The 22410-nt window shown below is 40.8% G+C and carries 17 protein-coding genes and 1 tRNA gene; 7 read left to right on the forward strand and 11 right to left on the reverse strand.

The window, feature by feature from the left end; all coding sequences use genetic code 11:
* The 3 genes from ATC1_RS01160 to ATC1_RS01170 all read right to left on the reverse strand — a co-directional run.
* A partial coding sequence (locus tag ATC1_RS01160) for an aspartate/glutamate racemase family protein (protein WP_172667686.1) occupies positions 1-481 on the reverse strand: 481 nt, incomplete at its 3' end.
* Between the two features lie 3 nt (positions 482-484).
* Entirely contained in the window at positions 485-1075 is a 591-nt protein-coding gene (locus ATC1_RS01165) for an indolepyruvate oxidoreductase subunit beta (RefSeq protein ID WP_172667687.1), read from the reverse strand.
* Positions 1076-1095: 20 nt separating this feature from the next.
* Positions 1096-2883, reverse strand: coding sequence for a thiamine pyrophosphate-dependent enzyme (locus ATC1_RS01170; protein WP_062277335.1), 1788 nt, complete (start codon positions 2881-2883; stop codon positions 1096-1098).
* A gap of 688 nt (positions 2884-3571) precedes the next feature.
* Between ATC1_RS01170 and ATC1_RS01175 the strand changes: the two genes are divergently transcribed.
* The 3 genes from ATC1_RS01175 (at position 3572) to ATC1_RS01185 (ending at position 7363) form a co-directional block, all read left to right on the forward strand.
* Positions 3572-4447 carry a GNAT family N-acetyltransferase gene (locus tag ATC1_RS01175; protein WP_062277338.1) on the forward strand — a complete coding sequence of 292 codons (876 nt, stop codon included), beginning with the start codon at positions 3572-3574 and terminating at the stop codon, positions 4445-4447.
* A 318-nt stretch (positions 4448-4765) separates the two neighbouring features.
* Entirely contained in the window at positions 4766-6805 is a 2040-nt protein-coding gene (locus tag ATC1_RS01180; protein ID WP_062277341.1) for an ABC transporter substrate-binding protein, read from the forward strand.
* 330 nt (positions 6806-7135) lie between these two features.
* Positions 7136-7363, forward strand: a complete 228-nt coding sequence (locus ATC1_RS01185) for a PspC domain-containing protein (protein ID WP_062277346.1) — start codon at positions 7136-7138, stop codon at positions 7361-7363.
* A gap of 100 nt (positions 7364-7463) precedes the next feature.
* Here the strand turns inward: ATC1_RS01185 and ATC1_RS01190 are convergent, their stop codons facing one another.
* The 3 genes from ATC1_RS01190 to ATC1_RS01200 form a co-directional block, all read right to left on the reverse strand.
* Complete coding sequence (locus ATC1_RS01190; RefSeq protein ID WP_062277348.1) at positions 7464-8750, reverse strand: Glu/Leu/Phe/Val family dehydrogenase; 1287 nt, start codon at positions 8748-8750, stop codon at positions 7464-7466.
* Positions 8751-9327: 577 nt separating this feature from the next.
* Positions 9328-10476: a pyridoxal phosphate-dependent aminotransferase gene (locus ATC1_RS01195; RefSeq protein WP_062277351.1), complete on the reverse strand. Its 1149-nt coding sequence runs from the start codon at positions 10474-10476 to the stop codon at positions 9328-9330.
* A 220-nt stretch (positions 10477-10696) separates the two neighbouring features.
* Positions 10697-11734: a sugar phosphate nucleotidyltransferase gene (locus tag ATC1_RS01200; RefSeq protein ID WP_062277353.1), complete on the reverse strand. Its 1038-nt coding sequence runs from the start codon at positions 11732-11734 to the stop codon at positions 10697-10699.
* Between the two features lie 758 nt (positions 11735-12492).
* Here ATC1_RS01200 and ATC1_RS01205 point away from each other — a divergent pair.
* From ATC1_RS01205 to ATC1_RS01215, 3 genes are all read left to right on the forward strand, one after another.
* A tRNA-Pro gene (locus ATC1_RS01205) sits at positions 12493-12565 on the forward strand.
* Positions 12566-12901: 336 nt separating this feature from the next.
* Positions 12902-13636 carry a dolichyl-phosphate beta-glucosyltransferase gene (locus ATC1_RS01210; RefSeq protein ID WP_062277356.1) on the forward strand — a complete coding sequence of 245 codons (735 nt, stop codon included), beginning with the start codon at positions 12902-12904 and terminating at the stop codon, positions 13634-13636.
* Positions 13633-14268 carry a ribonuclease HII gene (locus ATC1_RS01215; protein ID WP_062277359.1) on the forward strand — a complete coding sequence of 212 codons (636 nt, stop codon included), beginning with the start codon at positions 13633-13635 and terminating at the stop codon, positions 14266-14268. Before ATC1_RS01210 ends, ATC1_RS01215 begins: the two co-directional genes overlap by 4 nt.
* A gap of 113 nt (positions 14269-14381) precedes the next feature.
* Here the strand turns inward: ATC1_RS01215 and ATC1_RS01220 are convergent, their stop codons facing one another.
* From ATC1_RS01220 to ATC1_RS01240, 4 genes are all read right to left on the reverse strand, one after another.
* Positions 14382-15668, reverse strand: coding sequence for a glucose-1-phosphate adenylyltransferase (locus ATC1_RS01220; RefSeq protein WP_062277364.1), 1287 nt, complete (start codon positions 15666-15668; stop codon positions 14382-14384).
* A gap of 318 nt (positions 15669-15986) precedes the next feature.
* A complete protein-coding gene (locus ATC1_RS01230; RefSeq protein ID WP_062277368.1) occupies positions 15987-18278 on the reverse strand; it encodes a ComEC/Rec2 family competence protein in 2292 nt (763 codons plus the stop codon).
* On the reverse strand, positions 18265-18660 hold the full coding sequence (locus tag ATC1_RS01235) for a GtrA family protein (protein ID WP_062277371.1): 396 nt from the start codon (positions 18658-18660) through the stop codon (positions 18265-18267). Before ATC1_RS01235 ends, ATC1_RS01230 begins: the two co-directional genes overlap by 14 nt.
* Positions 18657-19454, reverse strand: a complete 798-nt coding sequence (locus ATC1_RS01240) for an inositol monophosphatase family protein (RefSeq protein ID WP_062277373.1) — start codon at positions 19452-19454, stop codon at positions 18657-18659. The genes ATC1_RS01235 and ATC1_RS01240 overlap by 4 nt, the downstream gene beginning before the upstream one ends.
* A gap of 424 nt (positions 19455-19878) precedes the next feature.
* Between ATC1_RS01240 and ATC1_RS01245 the strand changes: the two genes are divergently transcribed.
* On the forward strand, positions 19879-20628 hold the full coding sequence (locus ATC1_RS01245) for an MBL fold metallo-hydrolase (RefSeq protein ID WP_062277376.1): 750 nt from the start codon (positions 19879-19881) through the stop codon (positions 20626-20628).
* A 138-nt stretch (positions 20629-20766) separates the two neighbouring features.
* On the opposite strand, the gene gpmI is transcribed toward ATC1_RS01245, so the two are convergent.
* Complete coding sequence (gpmI, locus tag ATC1_RS01250) at positions 20767-22335, reverse strand: 2,3-bisphosphoglycerate-independent phosphoglycerate mutase (RefSeq protein ID WP_062277379.1); 1569 nt, start codon at positions 22333-22335, stop codon at positions 20767-20769.
* Positions 22336-22410 lie beyond the last annotated feature (75 nt).

Consider the following 22410-nt stretch of genomic DNA (forward strand, 5'->3'; position numbering starts at 1 on the left):
ATGCGGGCTTTCCCTTTTCGGGATCGGCATCCATTTCCAGCACGGACATGCCCAACACCGGTGAAGCAGCATAGGACTGAGACAATCCGCGGAAAGCGGTGTGCCATTCACGCGTGGGTACGCGGCGTTTCATGCCGGTCATGATGGAAAATTTATGACCCAGCATGGCTGCCACATGCAGCGTGGATTCTTCAATGCCGATAACCGGAATTTTGGAGATTTCTTTTGCCGCGTCCAGTCCGGGATCGGAGAAACAGGCAATGATAATGGCATCAAAACCGTCTTCATTGGCTTTTTTGACCAGATCCATGATGTGATATGCGGCAAGCGTTTCATCATAGGCCGATTCAATCGAGACTGGCCCGTGTTCCGGACAGATCACCGTCAATTCGCAGTCTTGCCGGCGGATCTTATTCAGTGTTTCGCGCAAGTGATTGGTCACACTTGTCGAAGAATTGGGGTTAATCACACAAATACGCATTATCTATTTTCCTTTCATCCAATTGCGGCCTTCACGGAATGCCTGGATATTGAGTTCGGTGAACTTTTTCGGAACGCGTTCTTCCAGTACTTTTTCCCAGACTGCTGCCTCGATATCAAATAACGAGGATAACGCACCCAGCAGCACAATATTCAGAACCTTGGAATTGCCGATGCCCAGTGCCAGATCAACTGCCGGGATCTTGTAGATGGCTTTCGCCGTGCGGTTCAGAGAAGTCTCAATGACTTCATCGGACGGGTATTCTGCCAGACCGCTGGAGACCAGCACCGGATAGATCTTCTGCTGATTGACCAGAATGGTTCCGCTTGATTTGACCTGTCCCAGATGACGCAGCGCTTCCAATTGTTCAAAAGCGACGAGATAATCCACGCGGCCTTCCGGTACGATCGGTGAATAGACTGTTTCTCCCCAGCGCACATGCCCCAGCACGGCGCCGCCGCGTACGGACAAACCCAGCAGATCCGACTTTTTGACATCATATCCGGCTGCCAAACCGACCGCAGCCATAATTTCACTTGCCAGGACAGTTCCCTGTCCGCCTACTCCGGTAATTAAGAAGTTGATTGTTTCCATTTTCATCCGTCCTTTTCCGTTCATGCAGCCTGGGTTGATACAATTGCTTTGCGTGGACATACCTGCGCGCAAATTGTACAGCCGACACACAGCACCGGATCGATCGACGACTTCTTCCTTCCGGTCTTCTCATCCACAATCTCCGACCTGGCAATGGCAGAGCATCCCAGTTTGAAACAGGTGCCGCATCCGTTGCAGTCTTGTGTCACCGTAAAAGCCGGTTTTGTGTTTTTCCCGACAAAGAAGCACGGACCTTCGACAATAATGAAGGACAGACCCTCATGATTCAGCCCTTCTTTGATGGCTGCATCAACCGATTTGACATCAAACGCGTTCGCTTTGAGCACATGTTCGACACCGATCGCCCGTACCAGCTTCTCAATATCAACGCGCTTGCCTTTCCCTTCCAGTGTGTTCTCGGTGCCCGGATGGTCCTGATGGCCGGTCATGGCGGTGGTGGAATTGTCCAATACCATCAGCGTCACATTGCTGCCGTTGTGCACCATATTCAACAGCGGCGTCACACCGTTATGGAAGAAAGTTGAATCGCCCACGATACCGATGATCTTCTGCCCCGTTTTTTCGATGCCGCCGATTTCAAATCCGTGCGCCACACCGAAACCAGCCCCCATGGAACCCATAAAATCGGTCGCATGAAAAGGCGCCAATGCGCCCAGGTTATAACAGCCGATATCGCTGACGATGATCAGGTCTTTGATTTTTGCCAGATTGAAGAACGTGCTGCGATGCGGACAGCCCGGACATAAGACGGGGGATCGTCCTGGAAGTCCCTGCGGTGTCAGAGCACGCTGTTCGGCGACTTTTTCCCAGGGGATGATACCGGCCTTGGCACAGGCTTTCTCAATGTCTCCGGTCAGCAATTCGCCATATCGCGGGAAGATGTCTTTGCCGATGCAATCAATGCCCATGGCTTTGACTTGCTGCTCAATAAAGGGATCCAATTCTTCGATGACCATCACCTTTTCAACACCTGCAGCCAGTTCACGGATCAGCCCTTCCGGCAGCGGATACGTCATGCCCAGTTTCAAAAAGGTTGCATCCGGGAAGATCTCTCTGGCATAGTGATAGACCGGTCCGGAGGCAATGATGCCCAGTTTCCGATCTCCCCACTCCAGGCGGTTGATCGCGATCTTGTTGGAGGTCTCGACCAGTTTGATCAGCCGTTCTTCGATCATGGGGCGTTTCTTCTGAGCAAACATTGCCGAACAGACATATTTTTCCTGATTTCGAACCCATTTCTCAGGAATCTTTTCATCATCCCAATTCCGTTCACCCAGTTCCACCGGAGAAGCGGAATGAGCAACCCGCATACAAGTTCGATACAAAACCGGAACATCCCATTCTTCGGACATCTCCATCGCGATTTTGACAAAGTCTTTCGCTTCCTGACTGTCAGCCGGTTCGAGCATCGGCATCTTGGCGAATGGCGCATAATGACGGTTGTCCTGTTCATTTTGTGAACTGAACATGCCCGGATCATCTGCGACAATAATCATCAATCCGGCTCGCATTCCGGTGTAGACTGCGAAGAAAAAGGCATCCGCAGCGACATTCATGCCAACCTGTTTCATCGTTGTAATCGCCCGCCGTCCGGCATAGGCTGCCCCGATTGCTGCTTCTGTGGCCGTCTTTTCATTCGTTGACCACTCCGCGTAGATTTCTTTATATTGGACAATGTTCTCCAGTATTTCCGAACTGGGTGTACCCGGATATCCGGTTGCTGCTTTCACTCCGGCTTCATAAGCCCCGCGTGCAAGCGCTTCATTGCCCGTCATCAATTTCTTCATAGAATCTCCTTTTTTTTATTTATTCCTGAAAAATGAACCAATAAATTCAAAATACAAATAGACCCTCTGACCAGGTGAAAATTAAATATATATCACATCGCAAACCGCAGTTTGCCGGTTCAGAAAGGTAATTATTGTTTTAAACGAATTCTGATAATTTGAACGGTGGGGAGACTATTGGATTGTAAAGTATTGAACAGTAAAAGATCAGAGAATCGGGATTCCCCTTTTTCTCTCAGAGCAACGTCACTGACGGTCTGTATATTTTTTACTGTCATTTTCCCTATAAACCTTTAATAAAACCAGTTTAGTTTACATATTTATTGAATGAATGTCAAGGTTTGCACATAGCAACCAGACTTGGAAACGCTGGAAAGATGATTTGTAATTGTGTTGTTTTTACATGGAGTGTAAAAACAACACAATTACAAACTTTCTCTCTTTTTTTCTATTATCTTCTTAACTTTTCGAATAATTATCCATAGATTATCAGCTTTACCAGTAATTTGATTTATGAAAAGAAATCATTGTTGTACTGATAGCTTCGCGCGAAACCATAAGTACAACAAATTTTCTTGATTGATTCAAAAAGATAAATCCAGATTTCGAATTGCTGCAACTTTACATTGTTTCTGCATAATGATATGATGTTCGACAATTACTAACAATATGACAGGAATAATATTTCATGGAGATTAAACTCAGATTAGAAAGTGAAAAAGATCATAACGTTACAGAAAATGTTATCCGCGAATCATTTTGGAATCATGACCAGCCTGGTTGCGAGGAACATTTCATTTTGCATCAACTGCGACTGACAGCATCTTTTATTCCAGACCTTTCCTGGGTTGCAGAAATAGGGGACCAAATTGTCGGAAGTATTGTATATAGCAAGGGAGAAGTGATCAATTACAATTCTGAAAAATTTGAAATCATCTTTCTCGGACCAATGGGTGTATTACCAGAATGGCGAAATCATGGGATTGAAGAAAAACTGATTGATCATACGCTGAAGTTGGCAGAGGAGCTGGGATTCAGCGTTGTTGCTACGTTTGGAGATTTAGAATTTTTCAGTCGTTTCGGATTTGTAAATTCCAATCAATATCGAATTAGAGCAATCGATTACAAGAATTCCCATCCTTTATTGATCAAGGGATTTTTCCCAGATAAACTGGAAAAAATCAGCGGAAGACTCACCTTGAATCCGGTTTTTAATGTCGATCAACCTGCATTGGCTGAATTTGATGCAAATTTCCCACATAAAGAAAAAAAAGTAACACACCAATTGGATGAAATCTCGATGCATCATCAGGAGATCAAGTGGAAGCGTTATAACCGGATTGGCGGTTTTTTTATGGGAGCTTTAATTGCATTAATTTTATTCGGAATTCCTGAGTCCTGGCTTGATGATGGATTGCGATTGACGATTATGCTGGTCGTGGTTCTTTTTGTCCCGCGATTTCTTGAAAAACGTCTGAAAAGGGATTTACGTCTTGGCAGGTATTGGATGGCTGGAACGTTGGCTGCCGGTATCCTTTTCTATATACTTCTTCACTTTATCTGAAAAATCGAAAAATCAGTCCTGATTTCTTATTATTTAAGAATCATTCAGAAAAAAATGAATGAACGAGGTGATTAATCAGCAGTATTCATTTTGTGATTACCTGTAAAATAATTTGATTTTTTCCCTTATACATCAACAACGATAATACGAATTTTGAAAAACTCTTTGGAAAAGAAAGGAAATTTGTTATTCTTTAATATTTACGCTCTGCGTAAAAACTACAGAATAACCAGTAATTCTTCCTGTATTTCGAACTGCTGTTATAAAAGTGATTCCTGATAAAAAGGTATAATCAAAAAAGATTGTCTAAGGAGTAATATGGGGAAAATATCGATTCGAAAAATCCTGTGGCTGTGTTTTTTTATCTGTGTAATTTCGGCTTGCAATATACCTTTATCGAGTACAGGCACAGAGAATCCGAAAAGTTCAACCAGTATTGAAACAATATTAACGGAAATGGCGATGAAGACGATGGAAGCTGCTCATAGTGGAACGAACGAAACCACTGGAAAAACGCCAGAACCGGAACCGAGTCAGGTTCATACGGTTGATCCTTCAAAAGTTCTGAACGTTTGCCTGGGAAAAGAACCCGAAAGCCTGTTTTTCTACAATTCTTCATCCAGATCCATGTGGTCAGTGCTTGAAAGCATCTATGATGGACCTTTTGATGTGATGAATGGAGAGAGTTACCCGAGAATTTTTGAAGATATCCAAATTGAAAAAGAAGCAGTATCAGTTTCTGAAGGATCTCTGATCACCAATGCAAGGGGTGAATTGGACTCTCTGAAAAAAGGAGTTGAGATGATTCCTGCTGAAGGCATTGGACTTTGCGGAGCCGATCAATGTGTTTTCACATGGGATGGAGCAACTCCAGTTACCATGATCCAGACGACAATCATTTTTACAATCAAAGCCGGGATCAAGTGGTCAGATGGCGAATCACTAACCAGTAATGATTCTGTTTTTTCCTGGAAAGTGGATGCTGACAAGAATGTGAAAACATCTAAAAAGTTTCAAAAATTAACTGAATCTTATACTGCTTTGGACGACCTTCGGATCGAATGGAAAGGTGTACCGGGGTTTATCCCGCAAAAGAGTTCTGACGTTTTTTGGATTCCGCTGCCAGAACATTTGTTGTCTGGAAAGGCAGTTGCCGACATTTTAAAAGACCCTGAGGTCAATACATCTCCGATCGGTTGGGGAGCTTATAAAATTCATAAATGGATTCCCGGCGATAGGATTACTGCGATTCGAAATGAATACTACAATAATTTTTCTGAAACAGAGCCATTTTTTGATCAAATCGTCTTTCGATTCTTAGGATCAGCCGGAGATAATAATCTTGCGGCTTTGGAAAGCGACAGTTGTGACATAATCGACACAACCGTTGAGCTTCGTAAGGATCTGGAACCAATTTTGGAAGATGTTCGTGATGGAAAGATGGCAGTTTATGTCGCACCTCAATCCTCATGGGAACAAATCACCTTTAATTTACAACCTGCTGCAGCGGATCAGATCCGTTTCTTCTCTGACATAAATGTCCGCACAGCGATTGCCAAATGCATTGACCGGAACCAATTGATTCGGAAGGTTTTCTATGGTCAAACTGAAGTTCCATACGGTTTTTATCCGGGGGGACATGCGCTGTATGTTCCGGATGCTTCGGCATTATCCTATGATCGGGAAGGAGCTGACAGTTTACTGACAGCTGCAGGATGGGTCGACCATGATCAAAATCCAGAAACACCGAGAATCGCGCAGGGAATTGAAGGAATTCCGGATGGAACAGAAATGATTTTGCGATTCGAGACTTCCAATTCAACACTCCGCCTTCAAATTGCGGAAAATATTTCAGAATCATTACAGACTTGCGGAATTGGTGTGTCATCGAATACGAATACTTTGGATCAGTTTTATGCTCAGGGACCGGATGGACCTCTTTTCGGAAGAAAATTTGATATTGCGATGTTTGGTTGGTCTGGAGCAGACCAATTCCCTTGTTCGATTTATTTGAGCAACCAAATTCCGACTGATGAGAATTTTTGGATTGGTACCAACGTGGGCGGTTATCAATCGAGTGAATACGATCGTCTATGCGGAGCAGCAAGAATGAGTAATCTTTTCTCGCCGGGAAAAAACGATGATCAATGGGCTGTTCAGAAAGTTTATGCCGCTGATCTTCCGGTAATTCCGCTGTATTTTGATTTTTCTATTGCCGTATCGGATGTTAATATCTGCGGGATACGCAATGAATCTGGTTCAAGAAGTCTTTTATGGAATCTTGAAACGCTATCATCTTCAGAAGATTCCTGCGCAGTTTCACAATGGAATAATATCTATGCGGATAATCCGCAATGATGATACGATCGGATGAGCTCTGATTGAAAACTGCAAATCGAAATATGAAAAATATTATTTTTATTGTTCTTATAGTTTTTCACTTCGAGTAAAACTATAAGAACAATAAATTTTCTTTCTTTATTCAAAAAGTCAATCCAAATTTCAAATTGCTGGATAGAAAAACGATTGTTCGATGATTGACAGAATGATCCTGCATTTGCACAATGGAGCGATTGAGAATATCCTGGAGCCGGTTTAAGATTTGCATTGTAATCAGGTAAAATGAAAAAGACATGAAACGAAATAATCGCTTTTCCGTATACTTATGTAGGATACAGAGGAGTAAATATGAAAAAGAAACTATATCGTAGTGTAAAAAATCGAGTCGTTGCAGGTGTTTGCGGCGGTTTAGGAGATTTTTTTGAAATTGATGCCAACCTGATTCGAATTGGTGTCATTATCCTGAGTGTTGCGTCTGCTTTTATTCCGATTCTAATTGTTTATGTTGCTTGTGCATTATTAATCCCGTTGGAACCGGAAAAACCTGGCGACATGACGATAGATATCAAAGAATAAGGCCAAATCTTACTGCAATGTAAATAATACTTAATCAAACAATCCCGCTTTTTGAAGCGGGATTGTTGTTGGAAAAACAATTGAAATTCAGTAACGGAACCTATACCCAGCCGCGCAGCTTCATGGCTGTCACGACTCGTTGGATTGAGACCATATAAGCAGCATCCCGCATGTAAACTTTACGTTCTTTTGCCATTTCATAGACAGAATTGAAAGCAACGGACATCTTTTCATCTAACTTACCGTTGACTTCTTCTTCTGACCAGTAGAAATTCGCATCATTTTGAACGCTCTCGAAATAGGAACAAGTGACGCCGCCGGCGTTGCAGAGGAAATCAGGAATAATAAAATACCCTTTTTGTTTGATGATTTCATCGGCATCCGTTGTAGTCGGACCATTTGCGGCTTCAGCAATAATTTTTACCTGGCTGCTGATCTTATCGACATTGTCTTTTGTGATCTGTCCTTCTAGAGCTGCAGGAACCAGTACATCAACATCCATGCTGAGCCATGCATCACCTGATAGGACTTCATATCCTTTTTCGCTTGCTTGTTTCTTGTCGATCATACCATATTGGTCTGTAATTTCCATCAGGAAATGCGGATCAATACCATCGGCTTTGTAAAATGTATAACTGGTTTTGTCGATACGATCCCAGCAGGAAACGCATTTGACAATACCTTGCAGTTTTTCAATAAAATTAATGGCTGTAAATTGAGCAACATTGCCGAATCCCTGAATGGAAGCAGTCATTCCTTTGGAAGCCAAATTTAATTTTTTCATCGCTTCGCGGATGCATACCACGACACCAAATCCTGTTGCCTGATTCCGGCCTAATGAGCCACCGGCTCCTACCGGTTTACCAGTGACAACGCCCGGTGTATATTGCCCGGAGAGTTGTGAATATTCATCCATAAACCAGCACATCATTTGCGCATTGGTTCCCATATCTGGTGCGGGAATATCCGTACGCGGTCCGAAATCTTTCCAAAGAAGCCGGCAATAATTGCGTAATAAACGTTCTTTTTCATGAACGCTCAGTGTTGTCGGATCAACTACTACACCACCTTTACCGCCACCCAGAGGGATATTCGCAACAGCGCATTTCCAAGTCATCCACATTGAAAGAGCACGGACGGTGTCAAATGTTTCATGTTGATTAAAACGCAATCCGCCTTTATTCGGACCAAGTGCATCATTATGTTGTACACGAAAACCGTCAAAAATTTTCAATTCGCCATTATCCATCCTGACAGGAATTCGAACATGAAATTCTTTTTTTGGATAACGCAGATATGCCCGTACTTCTTCATCCAGATCCAGCATATCAGCAACATGGTCAAATTGTTTTTGTGCCATTTCAAACGGATTTACTACTTCAGTCATTTTAATTTATCTCCCTTTTTTTTATAATGAAAAACGGTATTCGAAAGAATTGACCGCTAATCAACAACATAAGGACAGAAATACCGCTACAATTTTCTAAAAGAATTCATTGCCTGTCAACAATTCAATTCGGATAAATAACTTTCAATAGTGGTGAATTGCAACTGATTTGTCATGAGGCTGTACACAAAGAAGAATAAATCATCTGTTATAGATGTTATATTTTGTAGATGTCTGACAATTTTATCTAACCACCAAGTTCAAATTATAGTACAAATTTTTATTATTTGAAAAATACGCAAGAACTTCACAATAGCAAAGTATCCCCGATTGATTCGAATCGTAAGCAAATATTTCGAATTACTGAGGAATGATATCCTGCTGCTATTATTGATGCGAATCTGTTGGCAGAGTGCGTTGTAATACTCTGCAAAAATTTATCAAGAAAAAACAGACAGCGGTTCATCTTTAAACCGCTGTCTGTTATTTTATTTTTTGGAAATTAATTCTGAAAACAGGTTTGTAAAGTAATTTTTTTGAAGTATCTACGAAAATCTTCCGCTTGGATGAATAAACGTCAGAGTCGATTAACAAAGCGGTCAATTCGCTGCAGCGCCTGTTCAATTTTTTCGTATGAAGTTGCATAAGATATTCTGACGCATTCTTCGCCTCCGGGTCCAAAACCGGCGCCAGGAATCAGCGCTACTTTTTCTTCTTTGAGCAGTCTCGTTGCAAACGTGTCACAATCTAATCCCGTGTTTGAAATTTTTGGAAATGCGTAGAAAGCCCCTTTTGGTTCAACCATATCGAGACCGATTTCCTTCATACCTTTCACAACCAACTTCCTTCTGCGATCATATTCAGCAACCATTCGATCGACGTCTTCCTGTGTGTCTCTCATGGCTGCGATTGCAGCATGTTGTGAAATGGAAGGAGCGGACATGATGAGATACTGATGCATTTTAAATGGACCTTCGATAATTTCAGCAGGTGCAGCAACATAACCGATTCGGAATCCTGTCATCGCATATGCTTTTGAAAATCCCCCAAGAAGGATTGTCCGATCATAAATTCGTTCAATTGCCGGAATACAAACGTGTTGGACACCATAGACTAATTGATCATAAATTTCATCGGAAATAATTGCCAGGTCATATTTTAAGGCGAGATCACATAATGCCTCGATGGTTTCTCTTGACGCAACTTTACCTGTTGGATTGCTGGGGAATCCTAAAAGAATTCCTTTCGTTCTTGGTGTGATGGCTGCTTCTACAGCTTTCAAATCCACATCAAAATTATCTTCAAATTTGCATGCCACTTCCACCGGTTTCCCGGACGCTAAAATAATTGCTCCCTGGTAAGAAACAAAACAAGGGGTAATAACGATCATCTCATCACCGGGATTGATTAATGAGGCTACTGCCAAATAGAGACCTTCAGAAGCACCGACAGTAATTAAAATTTCTTTTTCTGGATGATAATAAACTCCATATTTCTTATAGAGGTGCTGGCTGATAGTCTCTCTTAATTCGAAAACACCGAATGATGAGGTGTAATGAGTTTTCCCGGTTTTCAGAGCATCGATTCCGGCATTGATTGTCGGTCCTGAAGCATCGAAATCAGGCTCACCAACCCCAAGGGAGATTACATCTGCAGGAACATCAAAAAACTTTCTGATGGCAGAAGGTTTGATGTTTTTTGCCCGTTCGGAAAACTTATTCCACATAGATCAAATCCTCACTTTGTTGTTAGATTTTTGAATAAAAACTAAATCACGATTTGTTGAAAATACCGGCAGAGTGCAGATTGGAAATTTCTTGTCTGGTCTATTAATCTCTCAGACTTGAAGACAATCGGCTCTTTTAAACGGATCTCTGGCATGTTTTTTCAGCAAAAAAGCATACTGAAGTAATGAAATCACTGGTGATCATCGATTATCGGTTGAATTAATCGTCTCCCGTAATTGAATTGTCTCCAATAAATAGACGTTTTGAATGATTGTTAATTTGTGCTTTAGTTCCAACCATGCTGTCCTTCATCACAATATTGGATATTACCGATTTCTCAGCAATGATGGTGTTTTCAATTACTGCATTTCGGATTTCACATCCCCCTGCAATCGATACATACGGGCCAATGCAAGCGTGTTCAATAATTGCATCCTCTGCAATGAACACCGGCGGAATAATGGCTACACTTTTTCTTTGGCTGGCTACGGATGAGTTGTCATTACCGTGATCCAAAAAATATTGATTGGATGATAGGACAGTCTCGGGTACTCCTGTGTCCAACCATAGTTTTGTTTCTTCTGTTCGGAATTTTGCGCCGTGTTGAATCATGACGTTGATTGCATCAGCGATGTAATACTCATTTTTCAAGGAAATGTTTTTACTGATTTGTTCTTCAATTGCTGCGATTAAGTCTTTGCCTTCGCTGAAATAATAAAAACCTACAATTACTAATTTGTGTTCATCTGTGGCCGGTTTTTCAATAAACCGTTCAACCTGGTTGTTCGGGTCAGTGATGGCGACACCAAAACGTTGTGGCTCGGGATTCCATTGTACCCAGGCGATGCCATCCGATTTTTCATTTGCGAGAAAAGACAGGTCTCCTTCAATAATTGTGTCTGAAAAAGTCATCAGCATCGGACCGTGGATTAACTCTCGCGCCAAATAGATCGCATGGGATTGTCCTTTCATTTCTTCCTGAACAACAAATCGGCATTTCACGTCAGGATAATGGGATTCCATATAAGATTTAATTTGCCAGCCATTTGGAGCAATGATGAAAATGAATTCCTGTTCAAAATCTTGATTAAGACTTGAAAATTCAGAAAGCAGATAATCTAATGATGTTTTTCCAGCAATGTCGATCAAAGGTTTGGGTTTACTCCAGGTTAAAGGCCTCAAGCGGGATCCGAAACCTGCCATTGGAATAACAATTTGTATGTGCTTTTTCATAATTTCAATTTGTCCTGTTTTCATATTAATCTTCGTCGAAAGATGAGAATAAGAGCTGTATTCTATTTTTTTTAGAATCTGTTCATCTTCGATGAGATAAAAAAAATTAAAGAATTTTACAATTATATTCTGTTTTAAACTTTTTCGAATTGGGTCGTTCCATGCCAGTGATTTGAAATATCGAGTATTTTTTCAAATGAAGAGATTCTTTGTAATGATTCTATGTATCTTGTGTAAAAACATCATCACAAAATTTTGCCTCACCCTGTTTTAAATATTGCGGAGTGATTCGTAAATAAAAAACCTTAGAATATCTCAATTATTTTAATGAAAATTACGGTTGGAGAAGACTGTTTATTTCAAATTTAGTTTTGATTATAACCGGTTGCTATTATTTAGAAGTATTTCAATGATCAGCAATCCGAAATTGGGAATTCGGAGATACGAATAAAAAATGTCGCAAAAATATTAAAAACGCTTGTTTTATTAATAATGGTATTTATGAAATTCTTTGAAAACTAGTTAAAGGTAATGGATGAAACCCGTCATTGTTATAACTCTGTAGAGGCAAAGCAATCTCCTGCTACAAGCAAGAATAGATTGCTTTGTCGGGCTACCGTCTCCTCACAATAACAGATTAATCCATGAATGATTCTTCCTATAAATCTTTGGTCCAAAGTATAAAAATTAACTCACAACAAAAATTCCTGATGAATTGATGAACAGATCATCACTTTTCTTGACGAATTTATCAAATTGAGTGTATACTCTTACTGCATTTTCGGGGTGTAGCGCAGTTGGTAGCGCACCGCGTTTGGGACGCGGGGGTCCGCGGTTCGAGTCCGCGCACCCCGACTTTTTTGGACAGTTCTGAATTTTTCCATGAAAAATTTGGAGCTGTTTTTATATCAAAAGAATCCTTGAGGATCTTTAGTCAGGACAAAACATAATCTGACAGGAGATGATTAAAAGCTTTATTGGTGCTTATTTTTTTTCAAACAATCGGCTCCATCATTTCGAACGATGGATCTGATATTCAGATCAAACGAGAAAACCTATTGTTCTTGCGCGGAACAAAAATAATACCACAACAATATATTCATTTTTTCCAAATTGCGAAACACTGATCAGTATCGGAATTGTTTCTATGGTAATATTTGTACATATACTATCGAAAAAACAGGTTATTTCTTGAACACAGACGTTTTATTATCGATCATTCTCCCTGCATATAATGAAGAAGAAAGACTTCCGGACTGTATGGAAAAAGTAGCCGGATTTATTTCCCGCCAGAACTTCCCTGTCGAAGTATTGATCATTGAAAACGGGAGTAAAGACAAGACGTACGAGTTGGCAAAGAAATTTGCAGAAAAATACGATTGGCTGCGCGTATTTCGTGAGGAAAAACCGGGGAAAGGTCGTGCAGTTCGCCGTGGAATGTTAGAATCTCATGGACAATATCGATTTTTCGCGGATGTCGATTTTTCTATGCCGATCGATGAAATATTGCATTTTCTGCCTCCGGCTTTGTCAAATTATGATGTGGCTATCGGTTCTCGTGAGGGAAAAGGTGCTATCCGATATAATGAACCTCCATTTCGCCATTTTACCGGACGCGTATTTAATTGGATTGTCAGAATTATGGCAGTTCATAAAATTCAGGATACGCAATGTGGATTTAAGTGTTTCCGTGCGGATACTGCTGAAAAACTATTTTCCGTTCAGTTATTGGATGGCTGGGCTTTTGATGCGGAAGTTTTATTTATTGCGCAGCATTATGGCTTTAAAATCATTGAAGTTCCGGTTCAGTGGTACTATAACGGGCAAAGCAAAATCAATGTTGTGAAAGATTCATGGCGGATGTTTAAAGAATTAATACAAATACGGAAAAATTACTATAAAGGTCGTTATCAGATTCAGAAATGATTGAGAAACCAACCTTAGATCTTGAGAAAGCCTTGTGGGAACAGGGTTTTTTTTATATTGCAGGGATTGATGAAGCTGGCCGCGGCGCCTGGGCGGGACCGGTGATGGCTGGCGCAGTCATCCTTCCTGTTGATCAGGATTTACTGAACATCATGGATGGCGTACGTGACAGCAAACAAATGACTGCATCGGAACGCGATTATATGACAGCGGTTATTATGGAACATGCGCTAAGCTGGGCAGTCGGTTCTGCAGATCATCAGGAGATAGACCAATTTGGGATTCTACCGGCAACACGCCTGGCGATGGAACGTGCAATCCAGGGTTTATCCATAAAACCGCAATATTTATTGTTGGATTATGTCTGGCTTCCCCGTCAGATGACACCTCAGCAATCGATGCCGAAAGGTGATGTCCATTCACTCAGTATTGCGTCTGCATCCATCCTCGCAAAAGTATTTCGGGATCGCTGGATGACAAATGAAGCGGCGGTGAGATATCCGGTTTATGGGTTCGATCAGCATAAAGGATACGGAACGCAACTGCATCAGTCACGTCTTGAGGAATATGGTCCGTGTGAAATCCATCGGAAAACATTTCATCCGATTTTGAAAGACCTTTCGTTGTATTAAACAAAATTCCAGACAAACATTGTCTGGAATTTTGTTACAATTCTGCCGATTATAGACGAATTTTCTGTACTTTTCGTATTTAAAATTGCAAGAGAAAATTTTGTGTATCGTTCCTATTTACTGGCAGGTTCAATCACAGTACCGGCTTTAATGACAGTATTTTTAGGGATGATTACGATGCCATCTCGAACATAATATTTTTTAATAGGATCCGGATCATCGAATTCCGCATCATCAGGGAACGGGCGGATGATCACATTGTCTCCAATTCTTGCATTTTTATCGATAATTGCTTTCTCAATAAAACAATTCTTTCCGATTCCAAGCGGAATATTAAAATACTTCTTGTCGGTTGAACTCTTTTCGAAAACATCATCATCCACACCCATAATAATCGTATCTTTAATTTCTGTACCGCTATCGATTGAACTGCGAAGACCAACTATGGAATGCTCAATTCGTGCTGCCCGTATCTTACAGCCTTTTGAAATCAGCGCTTTCTGGATAACCGTATTATCGACAGTCGTGATTGGCATGGTTGTATTGTAGGTATAAATCGGATATCGCGGATCATAAAAATTAAAATTCGGTTTATCTTCTGTTAATTGAAGATTTGTCTCATAAAATGCACGAATGGTTCCAATATCTTCCCAGTAGTCATTAAAAATCCATCCGTAAACATCGTAGCGATCAATGGTATATGGTATTAAATGTTTACCAAAATCTGAATAGTCCAACGAACTTAGCAGACCCACCAGAAGATCTTTGTTAAAAAGGTATATACCCATAGAACCTAAATAGGGCTTTTCTTCATCCTCTAAACTTCTGAGATCTTTCAGTATTTCCGGATCATTCGGCTTTTCTTTGAAATCCGTAATCTTGTCTTCTGGATTGCGTTTTAGAATGCCGTACCGATTCGCTTCATTTTTGTGAACAGGCTGAGTTGCTACAGTTACATCTGCATTGTGGTCGATGTGAAACTGCAGCATCTCGGCATAATTGCAACGATATAGATGATCTCCGGAAAGGATCAGGACATAATCTGTTCTGGCAGTGATGATCTCACTGAGCTGTTTTCGAACCGCGTCCGCAGTTCCTTGATACCAATCATTATTATCAGCCCTTTGTTCTGCAGCCCAGATTTGGACCCATCCAGGATGAAATGTATCGAAGTGATACGTACCGGAGATGTGCCGATGCAAAGAGACAGAGTTAAATTGCGTCAATACAGCAATTTTATATATTCCGGAATTAATGCAATTGCTGATTGGAATATCGATCAGGCGATATTGCCCTGCAATCGGAACTGCCGGCTTTGCTCTCATTTGAGTCAGGGGGAAGAGACGCGTCCCCCTGCCTCCTCCAAGAATTACAGCTAATACTTCATCTAAAGGCAACATAATCATCCTCCTGAAATATACTGTGATGCGATCAATTGGATCAGTAATCCGAAATTTTGAAAAAATTTTTTTCAAAAGAGAGAAAATTTATTGTTATTTATTTTACGCTCCAGAAAAAAACAACACAATAGGTCTTAATCTTTCGCTGATTTCGAATTCCTGCTGTATTGATTTGATTCTATCAAAGATTTGTTATTTCGAGGTATTCTTTTATAGCAATTTGAAGAGCATATTCATATTGTGAACTGCTGATTCTTTTAAGGCAATTTTATTCCAGTATTGAACTTGATCGATTACCTGTTTTGGGGGATATGATTTTCAGTAAGCTATCCCATCATATAACCAGAGATCATTTCCATTTGAGTAAATTTCCATATCCTGGTTTTTTACCGCTTCAACGATGACAGGGAAAGCATTACAAATGCCTTCTTTGCAGGTAAAGCTTTGAATGAAATTCTTCCAATCATCATAATTATCATTCTTGCCCAATAAAATTATGGTTGTCTGCTCGATGATATCTTCTCTGTTTTGTTTTTGAATTTGACGAACTGTAATGCCCATCGGGATGAAGAGCTGCATCTTTTTGTAGCCTATCATCCATCCATGATGATGCAAGTAGGCAATAGGATTACTTAGGGTCATATCTTCCGTTTTCATTTCAAATCCCTGCGATATTTTTGGCAGATTAAAATGGAATAAATCCATCTTTTGATTGGCCGACACGCCATCCAGGTAAATGATTTCGGGCATATCGTGAATATTTTTCAAGAAGTTGTCTTTCATCCAGACCTCTGAAAAATCGAAAACAACTGCTCGTACGGTATCCACATCAAAGATGCGTCTTTCCAGCAGATTCTGAGCAGCGTAGTTGGAAATATTGGATGCAATCAGAATTTTCTGATGAAATGGTGTCTGAATTTGAATCTGCTGTGATTCGCTATTCTCAGAATATACAATCTTTAGCCGGTGATCATTTTGATCCAAAGCCTTTTTCCAGATCATGACTGACAAGAGGAACAATAAAAACAAACCTTTTTCAATCAATTTTTCTTTTTCCCATCGAAAGATATTTTTCCGGAAGATCCAGAGAAAAAGAATTACGGCGATAATAAGCCAGGCAGATTTTTCAGTGAGTTTGACAAATCGGGACGCATCCGGCAAACCAGCACAGAGCTGGACAACGCGGATTGTATATGCTGGTGCAACCCATACCAATCCTGCAACAAGCGTTCCCAACGGCTCGAAAAGGTAACTTACAGCGACAGAAAGGATACCCCCGAGCATAATCATTGACTGAAACGGGGTGATCAAGAAATTGGCGAACAGAGAGACCATCGAACATTGCTGAAAAGCAGATGCCGAAATCCAAACTGTGAATATTTGTGCTGTCAATGAAATCAACAACATCTCATCAAGAAAATTGATAAGAAATGTTCTTGCTTCTTCCGGTAATTTGCGGATTTTTTTTAGTAAATAACTGAAGCGTGTTAGCACCGGATCTTTAAACAGCAGAATCCCTAACGTAGCCATGACGGATAGCTGTAAGCTGATCTCCAGCAATGATTTTGGATTTGCAATACCGATCAAACATACCGAGAACAGCAATGAATGAACTCCGCTTTTTGAACGTCCGATTGTCATACCGATAATTGTGATGGAACACATGATCGCAGCACGGAGAATCGCGGATTTGCCACCAGTGATCAACGCGTACAGAAAAATCAGCGGAATGGTCACCAGGGGCGACCACCAGCGATGAAACAGCGCTTTGGATAATTTAAGCAGCAGCCAGGTTAAAACCGCGAAATTAGCGCCGCTGATTGCTATGATATGCGCTGTTCCGGTTCTTTGAAATGCTTCTTCAATATCCGGCGAAATTTTGCTTTCGTCTCCTAAAATAATCCCTGCCATTAATGCACTTTCAGGAGCCGGATAGAGCTGATAAACGCGATTTAAAAGCTGTTTTCTGATTTTATAAATTCCAGCCAGAAAGCGGCTACCCTGATTTTGGGCATTTCTTTCTATCGCGGGGCTGTACATCAGCGCATCGACATTTTGAGAATCCAGATATCTTTGATAGGACGATAAATTATCTGTTCCAATTAAGGTGATTTTACCGCTGAGGCGAACTCGATCGCCATATGAAATTTCGTCGTCAGCCTGATAGAGAATTGCCAGGATCGTTCCTTTGATCGGAATTTCGGATTCCTGATGGATGGAATCCGCCTGGACTCGCAGATAGGTTCGATTGGTTTTTACTTCAGGCGGACGTATAACGATTCCTGTGACAGATATTTTTTCATCCAAATTGATCTCTGCGAAACCGGTAAAAGGGTTTTTTAAATCCGAATACTGAAAAGTTGTTCGAGACGCAGCCATGCAGAATAAAACCAGCAACAAAGCGATGCGGGCGGCTTTTTTGGATGGTTGTTCCAGAATATATTGAGCGGATTTTCTACGAAACAGAAAAAAGAGAATGAGTGACAAACAACCTGTGATCATCCAGACAGCGACAGCGATTTTAATTTGCTGCGCAATCAAGAGACCGGCAAGAATTGACAGATAAAAATATATTGCGTCGGAAGGTTTGAAAAGCTTATTGTCTGTCACCGAATGCTGCCAACCGGTTTATGAAAAACTGAACCAAAGCAACAAAAACGATTGAGAATAATTTGGTTAAGAAAATATCAACCTCCAATAAATTTCCAAGGAACAAGATTAAAGATGATAATCCAAGGCCAAAAAGACCGGTCAGGTAAAACAAAGTAAATCTTTTTTTTATTTTATCGGTTTTTCGAAAATTATATCGGCTGTTCAGAAAAAAGCTTAGAAAAATGCCGCAGTGAACACTGAAAATATTTGCAATAAATTCATCGATACGAAATCCTTTATAAAGGGATGCAAACACAGCAGCATCAAAACCGGCGCTGATTCCACCAATAATTCCATAAAGTATCAAATTACGTAGAAATAACTTCTTATCTTTCATCATTCGTTATTGCTTTCATTCATAGCAGTTCTAAGTTCCTGCAACAAAAGTGGATGAAGCGTTTTGTTGGATAACAGATATTCATAGGGCGGCTGAAAACAATTTGGATTCCCATCCAGATCGGTTATAACGGCTCCGCTTTCTTTTGCAATCACAAAACCGGCTGCCACATCCCAGGCAGAAAGACGCATCTCCCACATCGCATCCAGTCTGCCAGCTGCCACATAGGCAATTTCAAGGGCGGCGGATCCCATTCTTCTGACACCGGCAGTATGTAGCATAAAGTGTTTGAAGACAGAAAAATTATCTTTTCCCATTTCAATAAGTTTCATGCTGAATCCAGTTGCCATTAATGCCATGCTGATTTCGGTTTCTCCGGACGTTTGAATCTTTCGCCCATTGCAATATGCACCCTTGCCTTTTTCCGCATAAAAGCATTCATCCCGCATGGGATCGTAAATAACGCCCATTGTTAATGAATGATTCTTTGCGTATCCGATGGAAACACAGAAGAAAGGAACACCATGGGCATAATTCATCGTTCCATCCAACGGGTCAATATACCATACATGTTCTCCATCCCCGTCATGCAATCCAGTTTCTTCTGAAAGGATTGTATGGTCAGGAAACATCGATTTTAAACGTTCCAATATGAATTTCTCTGACTTTTTATCAATCTCAGTCACAGGATCCTGAATACCTTTTTGTGTTACTTGATGAATTTTTCCAATTCCATCCGAAAGGATCTGTCCGGCTTGTCTGGCAAGAATGCAAATATCCTCGAGATTTGGTTCCATTTTTCATCCGTCTCTTATATTTTTTGAGAAAATTATAATCCACTGTGTAATACTTCTCTCGCTTTCCCAGAAATTCGAAATGTTAAGATGTTATTCGAATCAATCGGTAAAAACTTGTAGTTGTGACGGTTTTATGCGAAGCGAAAACCGTCACAACTACAAAGAACCCTTTCAAAATTTTGAATTGCTGGTAAATAGGTTATAAAAATTCTATGAACACAAGTAAAATAATTACCATACCGTGTTCTTTGACAGCAATTCGAAATACGGATTGACTTTTTGAATATAGAATGAAAGTTTGTTGTTCCTATGGTTTTGCACGAAACGCAAAACCATAGGATCAACAAAGAATACTTTTCGTATTACGAATTACTGATTCATTGCCTTCTCTATAAAAAATATTTCAACAGACACCGAGGGTGAAATGATCAAAATCACTGCTTTAGGAACCAATGGCTGGTTTGATACGCAAACCGGCAGTACGACCTGTATGATGATTCAAACAAGTGAATACACGATTGTATTGGATGCCGGATATGGAATTACGAAAATAAAACAGTTAGTCGATTTTTCAAAGCCTGCCTATATCTTTCTATCCCACCTGCATCTGGATCATATCATTGGACTGCATACGTTAGACTATGTCAAATTTGAACTTCCCTTGACAATTGTGGCTCCTTTACAAGGGAAAAAAGCATTATTGGAAATTCTCCGTCCTCCTTATACCACTGATTGGAAACGTGTTCCATATGAAGTTAAAGTGCTGGAAGCTGAGGAGATTGCATCCAGTGGATTCCCGTTTCAGGTAAAGGCATTGCCGTTGATTCATGCGGTACCGGATACCGGATATCGATTTGAAATCGAAGGTAAGGTGATTGCTTTTCTATTGGATACCGGTTATTGTGAAAATGCGGTTGCGCTGGCGAAAGATGCTGATTTTGTGATCACCGAGTGCGGGATGCTGCCTGGGGATGTCCAACCAGGCTGGCCGCATATGAATCCGGAAGTGGCGGCAAAATTAGCTGTCGATTCTGGAGCCAGGCAGATGCTGTTAATTCATTTCGGCGCCGGTGCTTATGACACCATCGAAAAACGTCAACATGCTGTGGATACAGGACGATCTATTTATCCCAATCTGATCATGGGATTAGATAATATGGAATTCATTCTTTAATCAGCAGAAGAATATTTAAAAAAAAGAGCGCTCTTGCGAAAACCGATTGGTTTTACGCAAGAGCGTTCAAACAATTATAGCAAAAACAACACTACAACAAATAATCCTTCCCGTAGGTCAAATCGCTGATTGTAAAATTTAAATCATTGGCTTTTCCCAAATTTCGGGAATATCCAATCCCATCATCTTCGCGATCGTTGGCGCTACATTGGAAAGGCCATAAGTGCCATCAAGAATTGTATAACTGGTTTCTTTATCATAAATGATAAAAGGTACCGGATTCAGTGAATGTGCCGTTTTCGGCTGAAGTTTGCCTGATTTTGTCTTTTCAATCATGTCATCGGCATTGCCATGGTCTGCCGTCACAATCAACGTAAAATCATGTTCATCCATAGCTTTAATGATTCGTGTCAAACCCAGATCCACTGATTCAACGCCAATGATGGTTGAATTGAAATCACCGGTATGTCCGACCATATCTCCGTTTGGATAATTACAGCGAATAAAGCCGTATTCTTCCGAAGCGATTGCTTCCAAAACTTTATCTGTGATTTCTGCGGATTTCATCCATGGACGCTGATCAAAAGAGACTTTATCGGAAGGTACTTCACAGAAAACTTCCAATTCCTCGCTTGTCTTACCGCTTCTGTTTCCATTCCAGAAATACGTGACGTGCCCGAACTTTTGGGTCTCAGAGATTGCATACTGTTTAATACCGTACTTAACCAACAGTTCGGATAAAGTATATTTAATTTCAGGGGGATTGACCAGGAAAAGGTTTGGAATTTTCAGATCTCCGTCATATTGGAGCATTCCGGCATAGATAACATTGGGAACTCTGACTCGGTCAAAACGATTAAAATCCGGGTAATCGAAAGCCATACTGATTTCAATCGCGCGATCTCCGCGGAAGTTAAACAGAATGAAGCTGTCATGATCTTCCACTGTTCCGACCGGTTTTCCGTTTTCCGCTATAACAAAAGCCGGAAGATCCTGATCAATTACGTTCAATTCTTTACGATAACTTTGAATCGCTTCGGTTGCGCTGGAAAATTGCGATCCGATCCCGAGCACATGCGTATCCCAGCCTTTTTTAACCATATTCCAGTCAGCCTGATACCGATCCATGGTGATTTTCATTCTACCGCCGCCAGAAGCAATTCGTGCATCAAATGCTTCATCATTCAAAGAAGCCATGAATGATTCGATATCATCGATGTATTGAAGTGCGGAAGTTGCTGGAACATCCCGTCCGTCCAGAAGAACATGAATTCGAACTTTGTGGACATTTTGCTTTTTGGCTTCTTGTATCATCGCTTTTAAATGATTGATGTTGGAATGAACATTTCCATCGGAAAGTAATCCCAGAAAATGAAGTGTCGATTGATGATCAATGACATTCGTAATCAGTTTTTTCCAGGTTTCTGATCGAAACATAGCGCCGGACTCAATGCTTTCATTGACCAACTTGGCTCCCTGAGAGTAAATTTGTCCGCATCCGAGTGCGTTATGGCCGACTTCACTGTTCCCCATATCGTCATCTGACGGTAAACCCACAGCGATTCCGTGTGCTTTTATTTGAGTATTGGGACAATGCTCTCTCAGCCAATCCAGAGTCGGGGTATTGGCTTTTTTTACCGCATCACCCAAATCATTTTTCCCTATTCCTATACCATCCATTACGACGAGAACAATCGGTTTTTTCATAATTTAACCATCCAAAAAAAATAATATGTTTGAAGTTCTCTCTGAAAAGAGAGAACTTCAAAACCTTTTTATAAA

The organism is Flexilinea flocculi (assembly GCF_001192795.1).
In the GTDB taxonomy this organism is placed as follows: Bacteria; Chloroflexota; Anaerolineae; order Anaerolineales; family Anaerolineaceae; genus Flexilinea; species Flexilinea flocculi.

Coding starts and splice junctions, on each gene's coding strand:
- ATC1_RS01165 (WP_172667687.1), bottom strand. CDS start 1,075: ATGGAAACAATCAACTTCTTAATTACCGGAGTAGGCGGACAGGGAACT.
- ATC1_RS01170 (WP_062277335.1), bottom strand. CDS start 2,883: ATGAAGAAATTGATGACGGGCAATGAAGCGCTTGCACGCGGGGCTTAT.
- ATC1_RS01175 (WP_062277338.1), top strand. CDS start 3,572: ATGGAGATTAAACTCAGATTAGAAAGTGAAAAAGATCATAACGTTACA.
- ATC1_RS01180 (WP_062277341.1), top strand. CDS start 4,766: ATGGGGAAAATATCGATTCGAAAAATCCTGTGGCTGTGTTTTTTTATC.
- ATC1_RS01185 (WP_062277346.1), top strand. CDS start 7,136: ATGAAAAAGAAACTATATCGTAGTGTAAAAAATCGAGTCGTTGCAGGT.
- ATC1_RS01190 (WP_062277348.1), bottom strand. CDS start 8,750: ATGACTGAAGTAGTAAATCCGTTTGAAATGGCACAAAAACAATTTGAC.
- ATC1_RS01195 (WP_062277351.1), bottom strand. CDS start 10,476: ATGTGGAATAAGTTTTCCGAACGGGCAAAAAACATCAAACCTTCTGCC.
- ATC1_RS01200 (WP_062277353.1), bottom strand. CDS start 11,734: ATGAAAACAGGACAAATTGAAATTATGAAAAAGCACATACAAATTGTT.
- ATC1_RS01215 (WP_062277359.1), top strand. CDS start 13,633: ATGATTGAGAAACCAACCTTAGATCTTGAGAAAGCCTTGTGGGAACAG.
- ATC1_RS01220 (WP_062277364.1), bottom strand. CDS start 15,668: ATGTTGCCTTTAGATGAAGTATTAGCTGTAATTCTTGGAGGAGGCAGG.
- ATC1_RS01235 (WP_062277371.1), bottom strand. CDS start 18,660: ATGATGAAAGATAAGAAGTTATTTCTACGTAATTTGATACTTTATGGA.
- ATC1_RS01240 (WP_062277373.1), bottom strand. CDS start 19,454: ATGGAACCAAATCTCGAGGATATTTGCATTCTTGCCAGACAAGCCGGA.
- ATC1_RS01245 (WP_062277376.1), top strand. CDS start 19,879: ATGATCAAAATCACTGCTTTAGGAACCAATGGCTGGTTTGATACGCAA.
- gpmI (WP_062277379.1), bottom strand. CDS start 22,335: ATGAAAAAACCGATTGTTCTCGTCGTAATGGATGGTATAGGAATAGGG.